Below are 14,767 nucleotides of genomic sequence, written 5' to 3'. Positions count from 1 at the left end.
CCCGGTGGTCGGGCCCAACATGAAGTGAGCCCGCATGTCGTTCAACGCCGCTCTCGCCGGAGTCGTTCGCCCGTCGGAGGAGGAGGGCGGCGTGCTGCGGTACGTGCGTACCGACGACTTCGACTCCCTGGACCCCGGCAACACCTACTACGGGTACTCCTGGAACTTCCTGAGGCTGCTCGGCCGGACGATGACCACGTTCGCGGGGGCTCCCGGGCCCGCGGGCCGCCGGGTCGTCCCGGACCTCGCCGAGGCACTGGGCTCCACGGACGACGGCGGCCGCACCTGGACGTACCGCCTGCGCGAGGGGCTCCGCTTCGAGGACGGGAGCGGGGTCACCGCGCACGACGTGAGGTACGCCATCGAGCGCAGCAACTACGGGACGGACGTCCTGGGCGCCGGACCGATGTACCTGCGGCACCTGCTCGTCGGGGAGTGGCAGGGGCCGTACACCGATCCCACGGGGCACGCGCCCGGCATCGAGGTCCCCGACGACAGGACGATCGTCTTCACGCTCCGCAAGCCGTTCGCCGCCTTCGACAAGGTGATGACTCTGCCCAGCTGCACGCCGGTCCCCCGGGGGCTCGACTCCGGCGGCGACTACGGCCTGCATCCGGTCGCGACCGGCCCGTACCGCGTCGAGTCCTACGACCCCGGGGAGCGACTGGTGCTGGTGCCCAACCCGTCGTGGGAGAGCAGGACCGACAGCGTCCGGCGTCGCGCCGCGAGCCGGATCGAGGTCCTCCTCGGGCGTGACCCGCTGGACGTGGACGAGCTGTTGATCCGGGGCGAGGCGGAGATCGACCTCGCCGGCTTCGGGCTCCAGCCCGAGTCGCTGCCGCGCGTGCTCGACGACCCCCGGCACCGTGACCGGCTGGACAACCCGCTGCAGGGCTTCACCTGGATCTACTGCCTGGCCAGCTCCGTGCCGCCGATGGGCAACGTGCACGCGCGCCGGGCCGTCCACTTCGCGACCGACAAGTCGGCGATGCAGCAGGCGTACGGCGGCCCGCTGTGCGGGGACATCGCGACCACCATCCTCCCGCCCACCATCGAGGGGTACATCGACACCGACCGCTACCCGGTGGGCGAGGACTCCACCGGCGACCTCGAGGCCGCCCGTCACGAGCTCGCGCTCGCCGGCATGCCGGACGGGTTCCGCACCGCGATCGCCGCCCGGACCGACCGTCGCAAGGAGTACCTGGCGGCACAGGCCCTCTCTCGCGGGCTCGCGCGGGTCGGGATCGAGGCGCCGGTCCGAGGCTTCGGCTCCGGGGGCTACTTCGAGCACCAGGCAGGCAGCCCGGCCTTCCTGCGCGAGAACGGGATCGGCATCGTCATGTTCGGGTGGGGGGCGGACTTCCCCGACGGCTACGGCTTCTTCCAGCAGATCGTCGACGGGCGGGCGATCAAGCCGAAGGGCAACCAGAACATGGGCGAGCTCGACGACCCGGTCGTCAACGAGCTGCTCGAGGCCGGTGCCGCGTCGTTGGACCCGCGCGAGCGCGAACGGATCTGGCGCGACGTGGACCGGCTGGTCATGGACCACGCCGTGATCGTCCCCTACCTCTATCCCCGATCCCTGCTCTACCGCGGACCCCGCGCGACGAACGTCTACGTCGCCGGGAGCTTCGGGATGTACGACTACATGAGCTGTGGCGCCGCGGACTGACCCTGCGCCGCCTCCTCGTTATGCCGGGCTCGATCACGGCTATACGGACCCGGTCCCGACCATGGCGCCGTGGGGAGGGCGCGGGGGAGCGTGGGTCGAAGCCAGAGGCAGGACAGCACGGAGTCCAGGCCATGGCCCACCACCCGCCCGGCCCTGCCCGGCTCATCCCGTAGGAGATCAGATGCACAAGACAGTCGCTGTGAAGTCCGCCACCACCGCGGCGTCGGCCCTCTTGAGCCGGCTGCACGAGCACGGGATCGAGCGCGTCTTCGGCATCGTCGGCCGCGAGGCCGCCGCCATCCTGTTCGACGAGACGCCCGGGCTGGAGTTCGTCCTGACCCGGCACGAGTTCACGGCCGGCGTCATGGCCGACGTGGTGGCCCGCATCACCAACCGGCCGCAGGCGTGCTTCGCGACGCTGGGCCCGGGCATGACGAACCTGTCGACCGGGATCGCGACCTCCGCGTTGGACCGCAGCCCGGTCATCGCGATGGCGGCCCAGTCGGAGTCGCACGACCTGTTCCCGAACGTGACCCACCAGTGCCTCGACTCGGTCCGCATGATGGCTCCCCTCACCAAGTGGTGCGGCCAGCTGGAACGCGGCGACGACATCGCCGACCTGGTCGACAGCGCCGTGTCCGCGTCCATGGTCGAGCCGGTGGGGCCCAGTTTCCTCAGCCTGCCGGTGGACCTCCTCGCCTCCGCCGTGTCGGACGAGCCGAAGGAGCCCCCGGTGACCAGCGGGATCCGGGGCCTGCAGGACCCGGACTGGCGGCGCGAGGCCGACGAGGCGATCCGGCTGCTGCAGGAGGCCGAGCACCCGGTGCTCGTCGTCGGCACCGCGACCATCCGCGCGGAGGCCGTCGAGCTCCTGCGTGAGTTCGTGGAGCGCCACCAGATCCCTGTCATCACCACCTACGTGGCCAAGGGCGTCCTCCGCCACGACCACCCGATGACGTACGGGGCCGTCAGCGGGTACATGGACGGCATCCTGGACTTCCCGGCGCTCGACACGCTCTTCGGGCCGGCGGACCTCATCATCGCGCTCGGCTACGACTACGCGGAGGACCTCCGCCCGTCGATGTGGCAGCACGGCGACCCGGCGAAGGTCGTCCGGGTGTCGCCGACCGTGAACCCGATCCCGCGGGTGCTGACCCCCGACGTCGACGTCATCGTCGATGCGCGGTCGTTCTTGCGTCACGCCCTGGCGAACACTGGTGAGATGCGCAACACCCCGCACGACGTCGAGCCGCTGCGCGCTCGGGTAAGGGAGTTCCTGTCCGATCCGCAGGAGTACGCGGACGGTATGCGTGTGCACCAGGTCATCGACACGGTGAACAGCGTCGTCGACGGCCGGGGGACGATCGTCAGCGACATCGGCTACTTCCGCCACTTCGGTGTGCTCTTCGCCCAGGCCGACCAGCCCTACGGCTTCCTCACGAGCGCCGGCTGCTCGAGCTTCGGCTACGGGCTCCCCGCCGCGATGGGCGCGCAGATCGCCCGACCGGACCAGCCTGTGGTCCTCATCGCCGGCGACGGCGGCTTCCACTCCAACAGCGCCGACCTCGAGACGGTCGCCCGCCTCGGCCTGCCCCTCGTGATGGTCGTGGTGAACAACGATAGGAACGGCCTCATCGAGCTTTACCAGAACCTCGGTCACGGCAAGTCGCACGACCCCGCTGTCGGGTTCGGCTCGGTCGACTTCGTCGCCCTGGCCAAGGCGAACGGCATCGACGGCGAGCACGCCCGAACTCGCGCCGAGCTGGCTCAGGCACTGCGAAAGGCCACCGAGGTGCGTCGTCCGTACCTGGTCGAGGTGCCGATCGCCTACGACTTCGGCGGCGGTGACTTCGGTGCCCTGGACGTGTGAGCGCAGCCATGACGGGCACGTCCGTCCCGGCCGCTGTCGCGTGCCGGGTGAGCACGCTCGACACCGACGACGTCGCGCTGAGTGCGCAGGCGGCGCACGACACGGTCCAGCTGGCCCGGGACGCCCGATGGCACCTCGACGCGACCGTCGCCGGTAGCTCCCCGCGGGCTGCTGTGGCCAGGGACGGCGGGCTGGCGGTGCTGCTGGTCGGTGAGGTCCCCGACACGGGTGGCCCCGATGCCGTCCTGCACCTGTTCCGCGACCTCGGACCGTGCGCCTTCAGCCAGCTCTCCGGCCGATTCGCGGCGGTCGTCGTCGACTCCGCCGACCGAAGCGTGACGGTCGCCACCGACCATGCGGGCACGGTTCCCCTGCACGTCGTGCACACCTGGGACGGGCACATCGCCGTGGCCACGGAGGCGAAGGCCCTCGTTCGTCTGCGTGGGCGCGGTCGGCCGTTGCCGGGCACCCAGGAGATGCCCGGGCTGGGCGGGGTGCGTCGTGTGCGCGCTGGCACGTGCCTGTCCCTCGCGGGACCGGGTCAGGCCCGCGCCCGCCGGACGTGGGTCGTGCCGGCGCACCGCGAGCTCGTCGAACCCCACCTTGCTGCCGAGCAGGTCCGCGCGGTGGTGGAGGAGGCCGTGGCCTGGCAGGCCAGGGACGGCATGACGACCGTCCTGTCGGGCGGCATCGACTCGAGCGCCGTCGCGGCGACCGTCCGGTCCCAGCGCGGCTCTGTCTCCACCGTCACCATGGGGACCGACAGGTCCGACGAGTTCGGGCCCGCGGCCCTCGTCGCCGAGCACCTCGGCGCACACCACACCGAGGTGTCGACCACCGTGGCCTCGGTGCTCGCGGAGCTGCCGATCGTCGTGGCCCTGACCGAGTCGGCGGACCCATCGGTCAACGAGTACCTGCTGCCGCTCGCCCGGCTCTACCGGGAGATCCCGGCCGGGCACCGAGTGATGACGGGCTACGGCGCCGACATCCCTCTGGGGGGGATGCACCGGGGCCGGGCGGACCTCGCCCTCGAGGAGCTGATCGTCGAGGACATGTCGAGCTTCGACGGGCTGAACGAGCTGTCGCCGAACCTCGGCAGCCACCTGGGCCTCTGGACGAGCCACCCGTACTGGGACCGCGCCGTGCTCGGGCGCCTGGTCACGCTGGCAGCCGGCCTGAAGCGCCGGCACGGACGGGACAAGTGGGTGCTGCGCGAGGCGTTCCGCGACCTCCTCCCTGAGCAGACGGTGCTGCGGCCGAAGCTCGGGATCCATGAGGGCTCGGGAACCACGAGCCACTGGTCCGAGGTGCTGCTCGAGCGTGGCGTCTCACCCGCCGACGTCACGGCCACCAAGGCCCGTATCTCCCGCGCGGTGTACGACCGGGTGGTGGTCGACGGCGAGGCACCGGGAGCCGTCGATCTCGACGACCTGACCAGCACGGTGGTCGCGGCCGAGCCGGTGCGCGCATGAGTCCCGCGCCGCTGGCGGACTACTCCGCGCTCGCCGGTCGTTCGATCGCCCTGGTCGAGCACATGCTCCACCACCCCTACGTGCTCGGTGTCCGCCAGGCGCAGGCCGCTGGTGCCCGCATCACCCTGCTCGTGCGGGACCAGGAGTGGTACACCCACGGACGCTCCTGGGCCGAGGCGCCGCTGTCGGTGGTGGACGAGGTCGTGCACGTGGACACCAACGACGTCGACGCCGTCCGCTCCGTGGTGTCGGGTCCGGACGGTCGCCCGCGTTACGACGCCGTCACCACCTTCTCGGACTACCACACGGAGGTGGCGGCGACCGTCGCGCAGCAGCTCGGACTGCCCGGCCCGAGCCCCCACGCGCTGCGACAGGCCAACCAGAAGCACCTCCTGCGCGCGGCGTTCGGGCCCGACGAGGGCAACCTCCGGTCCGCCCTGGTGGCGACCCGTGAGGAGGCGCTCGAGGCGGGGGACACGCTCGGCTACCCGCTCATCGCCAAGCCGCCGGCAGAGGCGATCAGCTACGGGGTGCGCCGGGTCGACTACGCCGACCAGCTCGTCCGTGCCTTCGCCGACCTGGCGGGCTACACCTCCAGCCTGCGGGGCCAGCCCCGCACGGGCGAGGTGCTGCTCGAGGAGTACGTCGAGGGCGTGGAGGTCAGCGTCGAGTCCATGTCGTTCGACGGCACGACACACATCTACGGGGTGACGTCGAAGGACCTGTTCGGTGACCCGTACTACATCGAGTGCGGGCACACGTTCCCGGTGGCACTGCCGGACGACTCGCGCGCCGAGCTGTACGGGGTGGTCCGCCGGGCACTGGCCTGCATCGGGTACGACTACGGCCCCTGCCACACCGAGGTCCGCCTCACCGACCGGGGCTGGCGGCTGATCGAGGCCAACCCGCGCACACCCTCGAGCTGCATGACCATGCTGGTGACGGACGTCACCGGTCGCAGCCCGATCCTCGATGCATGGCTCCTGGCCCTCGGTGAGGTGCCCGCGGTCGAGCCGGTCACCTGGACCGGGGGAGCCGCCGTCAGGATGCTGTACCCCGCGAGCGCCGGCGCGCTGCAGCGTGTCGAGGGGGTCGATGAGGCGCGCTCCGACCCTGACGTCCAGGTGCTACTGCACGTCGACGAGGGCGAGCAGCTCATGGCGCGGATGGACAACTCCTCCTGCGTGGGGTTCACCTACGCCACCGGCGACGACGTCGAGACCGCGGCAGCGATCGCCGACCGTGCCGCGGCCAAGCTGACCTTCGTGGCGGTCTGACTTGTACGCCCGCGAGCAGACGACCTCCTCACCGCGCTACGCGCAGGTCGCCAGCTTCATGCGCCTGCCCGTCGAGCTGGGATCGGTGGGGCGAGACGCGGTCATCGTCGGGGCGCCGTACGACGGCGGGACGAGCTACCGGCCCGGTGCACGCCTGGCGCCACGCGCCATCCGGCACGAGTCGTGCCTGCTGCACGGTGTGGGTATCGACCGCGGTCCCGGCGTGTTCGACCTGATCGACGTGGTCGACGGCGGTGACATCGACATCAGCCCATTCGACATGGAGCTCGCGATGCAGACGGCCACGAGTGCCTTGACCCGTCTCGTCGCCGACAACGGGGCCGTCCTGCTCCTGGGAGGTGACCACTCGCTGACGCTGCCGGCCATGCGCGCGGCAGCAGCTCGGCACGGCCCTCTCGCCGTGCTCCACCTCGACGCGCACTCCGACACAAACGCTCCTGTCTACGGCGGCCTGCACCATCACGGGACCCCATTCCGATGGGGGCTCGACGAGGGCGTGATCGCGCCGGGGCACCTAGTTCAGGTCGGCATCCGCGGGCACAACCCCGCGCCCGACTCCCTCGACTGGGTCCGCGCACGCGGTGGCCGGATCGTGCGGGCCGAGGAGGTCGAGGGGCGCGACGACGTCGACGCGCTGGCCGTCCAGGTGGCCGAGGCGCTCGCCGGTCGTCCGCTCTACGTGTCCGTCGACATCGACGTGCTCGACCCGGCGTTCGCCCCCGGGACCGGGACGCCCGCACCGGGCGGCCTCACCAGCCGGGAGGTGCTGCGACTGCTCCGTGTCGTCGGCGACCTGGATCCCGTCGGCTTCGACGTCATGGAGGTCAGCCCTCCGTTCGACGCCGGTGGCATCACCTCGCTCGCCGCTGCCGAGATCGGTGCCGAGCTGCTCTACCAGTACGCGCGTGCCCGCACCACCACCATTACCCGATCCCAGGAGGTTCCCCCCATGAGCACGTCCCTCACAACGCCACCCGTGGTCGACCTGTCCGCGAGCGCCGCGCAGCTGCGTGCGCTGCGCGACGAGCTGCCAGCCGTCCCCCGAGAGGACCTGACGGTCTACCTCAAGAACGCCGTCGAGCGGGCGGCGCAGCTGCCCGATCAGCTCGCGGTCGAGCTCGACGGCTTCCGAGAGCGTGGCAACCAGGAGGGCTACCTCCTGCTGACCGGCCTGCCGCAGGATGCCGACCTGCCGACGACCCCGACGAGCACCCCCGCTCCGCTCGACCGGCGGCTGATCGCCGGGGAGGCCTGGCTCGCGCTGGTCGGTGGTCGCCTCGGTCTGGCCACCGGCTACCAGGAGCTCCGTGAGGGCACCGTGTACCACGACGTGTACCCGTCCCCAGGGGCTCACTACCTGTCTTCGGAGACCTCGGAGACGTTGCTGGAGTTCCACACCGAGATGGCCTACCACCGGCTGCAGCCGCGCTTCGTCATGCTGGCCTGCTCCCGTTCTGACCACGAGGGCAAGGCAGCGACGCTGGTGGCCTCGATCCGCAACGCCCTTCCGCTGATGTCGCAGGAGGCGGTGGACGTCCTTTTCGGAAGTCCCATGCCGTGCAACCTCGACGTCGCCTTCCGCGGCGGTCAGGACCCGAGCCCGCAGGCTCAGGTCACGGTCCTCTACGGCGACCGGGAGGACCCGTTCCTCGCGTACGACCGTGAGCTGCTCGTACCGCAGGACGACACGCACGCGCGTGCTCTGCATGAGCTGTCCGACGCGCTCGACCAGGTGACCCGTAGCGTGAAGCTGAGCCCGGGTCAGCTCCTCATCGTCGACAACTACCGGACGACCCACGCCCGCACGCCCTTCACGCCGCGCTGGGACGGTGCCGACCGGTGGCTCCACCGCATGTACATCCGGACCCGTGACCTGGTGTCCGAAGACGCCAGGGCCGGGGACGTCGTCACCTTCGTGCCCCGCTGACGGTGCGTGGCACGGTCGAGCGGCTGACCGTCGAGCAGGCGGCCCGGGCCGGCTGGGACGGCCTCCTCGGTCCCGGTGACGGCTTCCAGCAAACGAGCTGGCTGCGGGTGCAGGAGCGCATGCTGGGCGACAGGCTCCACCTGACCTGCCTGTGGCAGGGCCAGGACCTCGTCGCGGCGATGGTCAGCGTCGAGACCGACGTCGGGAGCCCCTGGACGATGGCCCGACCGGACGTGCTGCTGGACCTGCCTGCCGAGGTGTCGCTCCCCGCGCTGACGTGCGGGGGGCGACACCTCGGCAACACCCGGATCCTGCTGGCACCCGGCCGCGACGCGAGCGCCGCGGCACCCCTGCTGCTGGAGTGCGCGGACCGCGCGGCCGCCCAGGGCGGTCGTTGTGCGTTCTTCCCGCACGTCCGCGACGACGACCCGCTGACCGGCGAGCTCGCCGCAGCGGGATTCGAGCCCGCCGGCGTGGATCCGTACTGCGTCTTCCCGGTCGGCACGACCTTCGACGGGTACCTCGCCGGGCTGAGCCAGCAGCGGCGGCGCGGCGTGCGGCGCGACCGCCGCGAGGTCGCCGAGAGCGGCTTCGAGCTGCAGCTGCGCCCCCTGTCGGAGTGCGACGTCGAGCGACTCGCCGAGCTCGACGTCGCGTTGCTGCGCAAGCACGGCAACCACCACGCCGACCGCGCCCACAGCCTCGCCGTCCTCGAGGCGTTGGCCGACGGGCCGCAGGTGCTCGTCAGCCTGGCCACACGAGGTGGTGTCGTGGCCGGCTTCGGCGCCATGGTGGAGCTGCGGGTCGACGGGTGCACGCGGTGGTTCGGCAACCGGGCGGGGTTCGACTACGACATGAAGGGAGAAGCCCCCCTGTACTTCGAAGTGCTGTTCTACTCACCGTACGAGTGGGCCGCGCAGCGCGGGGTGGAGGCCATCCACGTCGGCATGGGCAGCACGGACGCGAAGGTGAGCCGTGGAGCGGTGGCGTACCCCCAGTCCTGCTGGGTGCGGTGGACCGCATGACGCGCGACGCAGCCGTCGGGCGGGTCCACCGGTCCTCGCGCTCCCCGGGAGGGGTGGCGCGCATGGGTTCGGCCGCCGGGGTGGACTCCCTGGACCCGGCGCGCACCTACTACGTCTGGGTTGCCCTGCTGCACCGAATGCTCAGCCGGACTCCTATGGCCTACCCCAGCTCGCCCGGATCTGCGAGCCGCACCCCCGTGCCGGACCTGCTGGTGGCGGCGCCCGAGACGTCCGACGGGCGGGTGTGGACCCTCCGCCTGCGTGACGGCGTCCGCTACGACGACGGCACGATCGTGACCGCCTCGCACCTGCGGCACGCCATCGAGCGCACCTTCGACCCCTCCGTCACCGGTGGTCTCCGCACCATCCACTCGTTGCTCCCGGGGGTGCAGGGGTACGGGGGGCCCTACACCGGTGAGCACCTCGACTGCCTGCGGGCGGACGGCTCGCGCACGCTGACCGTGTCGCTGGCGGCGCCGTTCGCCGACTTCCCTCATGTGCTCGCCCAGCCCGCCCTCGCGCCCGTGCCGCCCGAACGCGACACGGGCTCGGGCTACCAGGACGCGCCGGCCTGGACAGGGCCCTACCGCGTCGTGAGGCACCGGCCGGGCGAGGAGCTGCAGGTGCGCAGGAACCCGGTGTGGCAGCGGGCGGGGGACCCGCTTCGGCCGGCCTTCCTGGACGGTCTGGACGTCGTGATGGGGCTGGACCACGCGGAGGTCGACGAGGCCGTCCTCGAGGGTCGACTGGACCTGAGCGTGGAAGGTCGCGGGGTCCAGTTGTCGACGCAGGCCGTGCTTGAGCGACGCAGCCACCTCATGCGGCTGGTGGACAACCCGGCGACCGGGTTCCTGCAGTTCGTCACCATCCATCCGTTCGTCGAGCCGTTCGACTGTAGCCACGTCCGCCGAGCGGTGCACCACGCCGTCGACCGGATCGACCTCCAGCGTGCCCGCGGGGGGCCCGAGCTCGGAGGGGATGTCGCGACCCAGCTGTTCCCGCCGACGTTCGCCGCCCACCGGCCGTGGGCGCGGTACGGCAGCGGCCCGGACCTCCGCGGGGACCTCGACGCCTCCCGCGCCGAGCTCGCGCGCTCGCACCACCAGGGGCCGATCCGCGGTCGAATCGCGGCCCAGCGAGGCAAGTTCCACGAGGTCGCAACATCGCTCGCGGCGTCCGTGGCCAGGGTCGGGATCGACCTGGAAGTCGTCGACCTCGACATCGCCACGTACTTCTCCCAGGGCGTGGGCAACCCGGGGACGCTGCGAGCCGGCGGGTTCGGCCTCGCGGTGACCGACTGGGGTGCCGACTACCCGACCGAGCACGGCTTCCTGGCTCCGCTCGTCGACGGTCGGATGATTCGACGAGATGGTGGCAACTGGAACCTCCCCGAGCTGGACGACCCCGTCGTGAACGGGCTGGTCGACGACGCGCTCGCGACGTCAGACCCGACCGCGTCGCTGGCCTGCTGGCGTGCCGTGGAGGAACGTGTGATGGAGCACGCGGTACTGCTGCCCGTGGTCCACGACCGCACGGTGCACGTGCGGGGACCTCGGCTCACCAACGTCTACGTCCACCCGGCGTTCGGGCTCTACGACGTGCACGCGCTCGGGATCGAGGAGGGCCGGTGACCGCGACCAGGACCTGGTGGGCGCAGACCGGTGTCGAGGTGCTGACGACAGGGTCACCGTCGCTGGGTGGCTGGGTGCGCCTCCGGGCGGACGCGCGCACGGCGGACGGCTCGCTCGGCCCGCCGGTGTGCGGCGTCGACTGCCTGGGCTCTCTCGCGGTCGACCCGCCCGGGTCTCGGGCGATCGACCTGCTGGCGCGCCGCGACGGGCACGTGGCCGGCTGGGCCCGGGTGATCGAGCCGGTCGACGTGAGCGGACCGGTCACCGTGGAGTCGTTGGTCGTCGACCCGGGACACCGTGGCTGCGGGGTCGGGCGGTGCCTGCTCGACCTCGTGCGCCGCGCTGCCGCATCCGAGGGCAGGCGCGAGGTGCTGGTGGCCGTCCCCGAGCCGTTGGTGTCCATGGCGACGGCATGGGGTGGCCACGACGGGGGAAGGCCGAGACAGGTGCACCAGGTCATGCACGTCGCTGCGCAGGACCTTGCCGTCACACTGCCCCACGTGCCGGCTGGGCTGGCCGTCGTCCGGTGGGAGGCGCAGGCGCCGGACGACATGGCGGCGGGCGTGTCCGCCCTGGACGGCCACCGGAACCTCGAGATGCTGCGTTCGCTGGAGCGCATGCGTCGCGTCAGGGGGCGAACCGCCCGGCACACTGCCCTCGTCGACGAGGGCGGAGGTCGGGTCGTTGGATACACCAGCATCTCACTACCGGCATCGTCGCCCCTGGATGTCGAGCAGGGCATGACGGTCGTGGACCCCACGGCACGCGGGCGGGGCCACGGGTGGCTTCTCAAGTCGCTCAGCTTCGCGGCCCTGCGACGGGAGAGGCCGTGGGTCAGGCGGATGTGGACCGCGAACGACGAGGAGAACCGACCCATGTCAGCTCTGAACCGGCGACTGGGCTTCCGGCCGTGGCAGTACCGTCGTGTCCTGGTGTGGGAGGTCTGAGGTGTCAGTCGCGCGCGACTTCCGCGTCCACTGCGGCGCGGCCGGGGTGCTTCCCGACGGCCGCGACGACCTCGCGGTGGTCGTAGGTCCGCCAGGGACGACCAGTGCCCTCGTGACGACGCGCTCGCGCACCGCGGGACCGTGCGTGGTGCTGAGCCGACAGGCCCGAGCCGGCGCCGTTCGTGGGTTCGTCGTGCTCGCTCGGAACGCGAATGTCGCCACCGGCGAACAGGGCCTACGGGACGCAGTTGAGGTTCGTGGCTCCGTCGCCCGCGTCGTCGGCGCCGATCCGGACGAGCTGGTCGTGTGCTCGACCGGGATGATCGGACGGCGGTACCCGATGGCGTCGATCCGGGCGCACCTGAGCGCGCTGACCTGGCCCCCGTCCGACTCGATCGAGGCCGCAGCTGCCGCGATCATGACGACCGACACGCGGCCCAAGGTGCGTTCGGTGCCCGGTGCAGGCTTCGAGGTCACGGGCATCGCCAAGGGCGTGGGGATGATCGAGCCGGACATGGCCACGATGCTCTCGTTCGTGATGACCGATGCCCAGGTACCGGCTCACGTCCTCGACGCGGCGTTCCGGCGGGTCGTCGAGCGGACCTACAACTCGGTGTCGGTGGATACCGACACGTCGACCAGCGACACCGCCCTCGTGATGGCCAGCGGCACGGCCGGACCGGTGGACAACGACGCCTTCGAGCGGGCACTGGCGGAGGTGTGCACGGGACTGGTTCGGGACATCGCCTCCGACGGCGAGGGCGCCGGCACGCTGATCACCTGCACGGTGACGGGAGCCGGCTCCCCGGGGCAGGCGCGCACGGTGGGGAAATCCGTCATCAACTCCCCGTTGGTAAAGACGATGGTGCACGGTGCGGACCCGAACTGGGGCCGGGTGGTCATGGCCGTGGGCAAGTGCGTGAACGAGCCCGACCTGGCGCCGGAGCGGCTGCGGATCAGCTTCGGCGGCGACGAGGTGTTCCCCCGCGCCGCCGACCGCGACACGCTCGCCCTTGTCGAGCAGCACCTACGAGGTGACGAGGTGCTGCTCGAGGTCGACCTCGGCCTCGGGGAGGAGTCGTGGACCGTGTACGGGTGCGACCTCACCGAGGGCTACGTGCGGTCCAACTCCGACTACACCACCTAAGCCACGCCCAGCTGCGGGAGGGGCGCCTGCGACGGTCGTCGGGCCGGTGTCCGGGCCCGGTCGGGGCGGGTCCTGACGGGGCCGCGACACCGCCGCGCGAAATCGGCACAGCGCGGTGTCGACGGACTTCACGATCTGCTCGGCCTCGTGGGTGAGGCTCGACCCGGTAGCGGTGCGGAGGACGAAGACCGTGCCGACGCGCTGCTCGAGCCTGCGTAGCCGTCGGGTGAGGGCAGGCTGGGTGAGGCAGAGGTCCGACGCGGCGCGGTTGAGGCTGCCGTGCCGACCGATGGCCCGCAGCAGGGCGACGTCGTCCAGCTCGAGGCCGGTGACGTGTGCCGTCGGTGGCGGGACCGAGGAGCCCCCGGTCGTCCCGGTGCTAGGCATCCGTCGGGTGCGGTCCCGGAACATCGCCTGGATCTGGTCGAGCCGTCCCTGCTGGCGACACATGGGGTCGGTGTACAGCACAGCTCGTCGCACCAGCCCCTCGGGACGAGCGCGACCGAGCCCACGGCACTCGTACTCGGCGAGGTGCGACGCCGGGACGAGGCCGCTCGCGCGCCCGGCGAGAATGAGGATGCGGTGCGCCTGCCGGCTCTCGACGACCCGGACCCGCTCGGACCCTGCGGGCATTCCCAGCAGCGAGTGGAAGAGGTCGGACTGGGAGGAGGTGGTCGTCCACGCGAGGGTCTCGGCGAGCTCGTACGTCGTGCACGGCCTGGCGGGCACGTCCCTGCCGACGACCCACAGGTCCTCCTCGAACAGCGACGTCGTGATGGTGTCTCGCGCGGGCAACGCGGCGCCTGAGCATTGCCACAGGGCGAGCGCGTCCGCGGCGCCGCCGTCGAACAGGTCGATGGCGTGTGCACTGTCCGTCTCCGTGACGTCCACGACGAGTGGCGGCGAAAGCAGGGCCAGGGGTTCCACGTCCATCCTGCTCTCCAGCGCGGAGGCCAGGCGGACGGGCCGGTGGTCCGGGTGGTCGATCGTGGTTCGGGTGCGCAGGCACTCGTGCAGCTCGGCCGAGGCGCGGAGGAGAAGGCGACCGTACGCGGTCAGGGCAGGACCGGCGGCACCCGAGGTCACCAGCTGGACGTCGTTCTTTCGCTCCAGGCGCTGGATGAGGCGCATCGCCGACGACGGCGACATTTCCACCACCCCCGCCGCCGACCTGATGCTGCGTCGACGCAGCAGTGCCGCCAGCAGCGAGCACTCAGTGGGTGACAACGCCTCCACACGTCCTCCTAAAAACCGTCTGTACGGATTGTTTCGGTAGAGTACGTCGCGATCCGACGTTTGTGAACAGGAGGAGTAAGTGACTGTCTCAACGGCCTCGCGCACTCGGTACGGACGGCGCTCGCAACGACGCGCTGTCCGGTTCGTGACCCTGGTCCTGGTAGGAGCTTTCTGCGCGGCCGCCGTTACGGGCGGCGCCTGGTGGTGGCGTGAGCAGCAGCGGGAGGTGTTCCAGGCCGCGACGGCCTACGCCGATGCGGTCGCCGCTGCGCTCGCTGCCGGACGGCTGCCACCCATGGTCGAGGTCGCCGACCGCGAGGCGGCCCAGGTGGACCTCGACGTGATCCTCGCCGGCATGGGGACGCTGACCCACGAGGTGGAGGTCACCGACGTGGCCGTGGGTGCCCGGGCCGAGAGCGGCGAGGTCGAGCTGGTCCACCGCTGGACGATCCAGCCCGACAAGGAGCCCTGGACCTACCGCACGGAGATGACCCTGGAGCGCGTGGGGGACTCGTGGCGGGGGACCTGGTCGCCCGACGTCG

Annotated in this window: 11 protein-coding genes; 9 read left to right on the top strand and 2 right to left on the bottom strand. The window is 71.5% G+C overall.

Translation table 11 applies throughout. The annotated features are described in order from the left end of the window. Nucleotides 1-91: 91 nt before the first annotated feature. The 9 genes from SJY06_RS15075 to argJ all read left to right on the top strand — a co-directional run bounded on the left by SJY06_RS15075 (nt 92) and on the right by argJ (nt 12,989). Complete coding sequence (locus tag SJY06_RS15075) at nt 92-1,672, top strand: ABC transporter substrate-binding protein (RefSeq protein WP_380168355.1); 1,581 nt, start codon at nt 92-94, stop codon at nt 1,670-1,672. Nucleotides 1,673-1,853: 181 nt separating this feature from the next. Next, a complete protein-coding gene (locus SJY06_RS15070; protein WP_380168354.1) occupies nt 1,854-3,542 on the top strand; it encodes a thiamine pyrophosphate-binding protein in 1,689 nt (562 codons plus the stop codon). Further along, nucleotides 3,539-5,014, top strand: a complete 1,476-nt coding sequence (locus SJY06_RS15065) for an asparagine synthase-related protein (protein ID WP_380168353.1) — start codon at nt 3,539-3,541, stop codon at nt 5,012-5,014. Before SJY06_RS15070 ends, SJY06_RS15065 begins: the two co-directional genes overlap by 4 nt. Then, nucleotides 5,011-6,291 carry an ATP-grasp domain-containing protein gene (locus tag SJY06_RS15060; RefSeq protein ID WP_380168352.1) on the top strand — a complete coding sequence of 427 codons (1,281 nt, stop codon included), beginning with the start codon at nt 5,011-5,013 and terminating at the stop codon, nt 6,289-6,291. The genes SJY06_RS15065 and SJY06_RS15060 overlap by 4 nt, the downstream gene beginning before the upstream one ends. 58 nt (nt 6,292-6,349) lie before the next feature. Continuing rightward, complete coding sequence (cs1, locus tag SJY06_RS15055; protein ID WP_380168351.1) at nt 6,350-8,239, top strand: clavaminate synthase Cs1; 1,890 nt, start codon at nt 6,350-6,352, stop codon at nt 8,237-8,239. Between the two features lie 2 nt (nt 8,240-8,241). Further along, a complete protein-coding gene (locus SJY06_RS15050) occupies nt 8,242-9,264 on the top strand; it encodes a peptidogalycan biosysnthesis protein (protein WP_380168350.1) in 1,023 nt (340 codons plus the stop codon). After that, a complete protein-coding gene (locus tag SJY06_RS15045) occupies nt 9,261-10,895 on the top strand; it encodes an ABC transporter substrate-binding protein (protein ID WP_380168349.1) in 1,635 nt (544 codons plus the stop codon). Before SJY06_RS15050 ends, SJY06_RS15045 begins: the two co-directional genes overlap by 4 nt. After that, nucleotides 10,892-11,842, top strand: a complete 951-nt coding sequence (locus tag SJY06_RS15040; protein WP_380168348.1) for a GNAT family N-acetyltransferase — start codon at nt 10,892-10,894, stop codon at nt 11,840-11,842. The genes SJY06_RS15045 and SJY06_RS15040 overlap by 4 nt, the downstream gene beginning before the upstream one ends. Then, entirely contained in the window at nt 11,820-12,989 is a 1,170-nt protein-coding gene (gene argJ, locus SJY06_RS15035) for a bifunctional glutamate N-acetyltransferase/amino-acid acetyltransferase ArgJ (protein ID WP_380168347.1), read from the top strand. The genes SJY06_RS15040 and argJ overlap by 23 nt, the downstream gene beginning before the upstream one ends. Here argJ and SJY06_RS15030 read toward each other — a convergent pair. Both SJY06_RS15030 and SJY06_RS15025 read right to left on the bottom strand, forming a co-directional pair. Continuing rightward, nucleotides 12,870-14,330 carry a LysR family transcriptional regulator gene (locus SJY06_RS15030; protein ID WP_380168346.1) on the bottom strand — a complete coding sequence of 487 codons (1,461 nt, stop codon included), beginning with the start codon at nt 14,328-14,330 and terminating at the stop codon, nt 12,870-12,872. The genes argJ and SJY06_RS15030 overlap by 120 nt on opposite strands. Further along, a complete protein-coding gene (locus tag SJY06_RS15025) occupies nt 14,314-14,664 on the bottom strand; it encodes a hypothetical protein (protein ID WP_380168345.1) in 351 nt (116 codons plus the stop codon). Before SJY06_RS15025 ends, SJY06_RS15030 begins: the two co-directional genes overlap by 17 nt. Nucleotides 14,665-14,767 lie beyond the last annotated feature (103 nt).

Origin of the sequence: Jannaschia sp. R86511, assembly GCF_042466345.1 — a bacterium.
Lineage (GTDB): Bacteria > Actinomycetota > Actinomycetes > Actinomycetales > JBBAYJ01 > Aquipuribacter.
Note: the sequence above shows the minus strand (reverse complement) of the source record. Positions and strands in the feature narration are given on the sequence as shown.

Bases quoted from the DNA above. Each gene is read 5' to 3' on its own strand.
- SJY06_RS15070 (WP_380168354.1), top strand. From the start codon at position 1,854: ATGCACAAGACAGTCGCTGTGAAGTCCGCCACCACCGCGGCGTCGGCC.
- SJY06_RS15060 (WP_380168352.1), top strand. From the start codon at position 5,011: ATGAGTCCCGCGCCGCTGGCGGACTACTCCGCGCTCGCCGGTCGTTCG.
- cs1 (WP_380168351.1), top strand. From the start codon at position 6,350: ATGCGCCTGCCCGTCGAGCTGGGATCGGTGGGGCGAGACGCGGTCATC.
- SJY06_RS15045 (WP_380168349.1), top strand. From the start codon at position 9,261: ATGACGCGCGACGCAGCCGTCGGGCGGGTCCACCGGTCCTCGCGCTCC.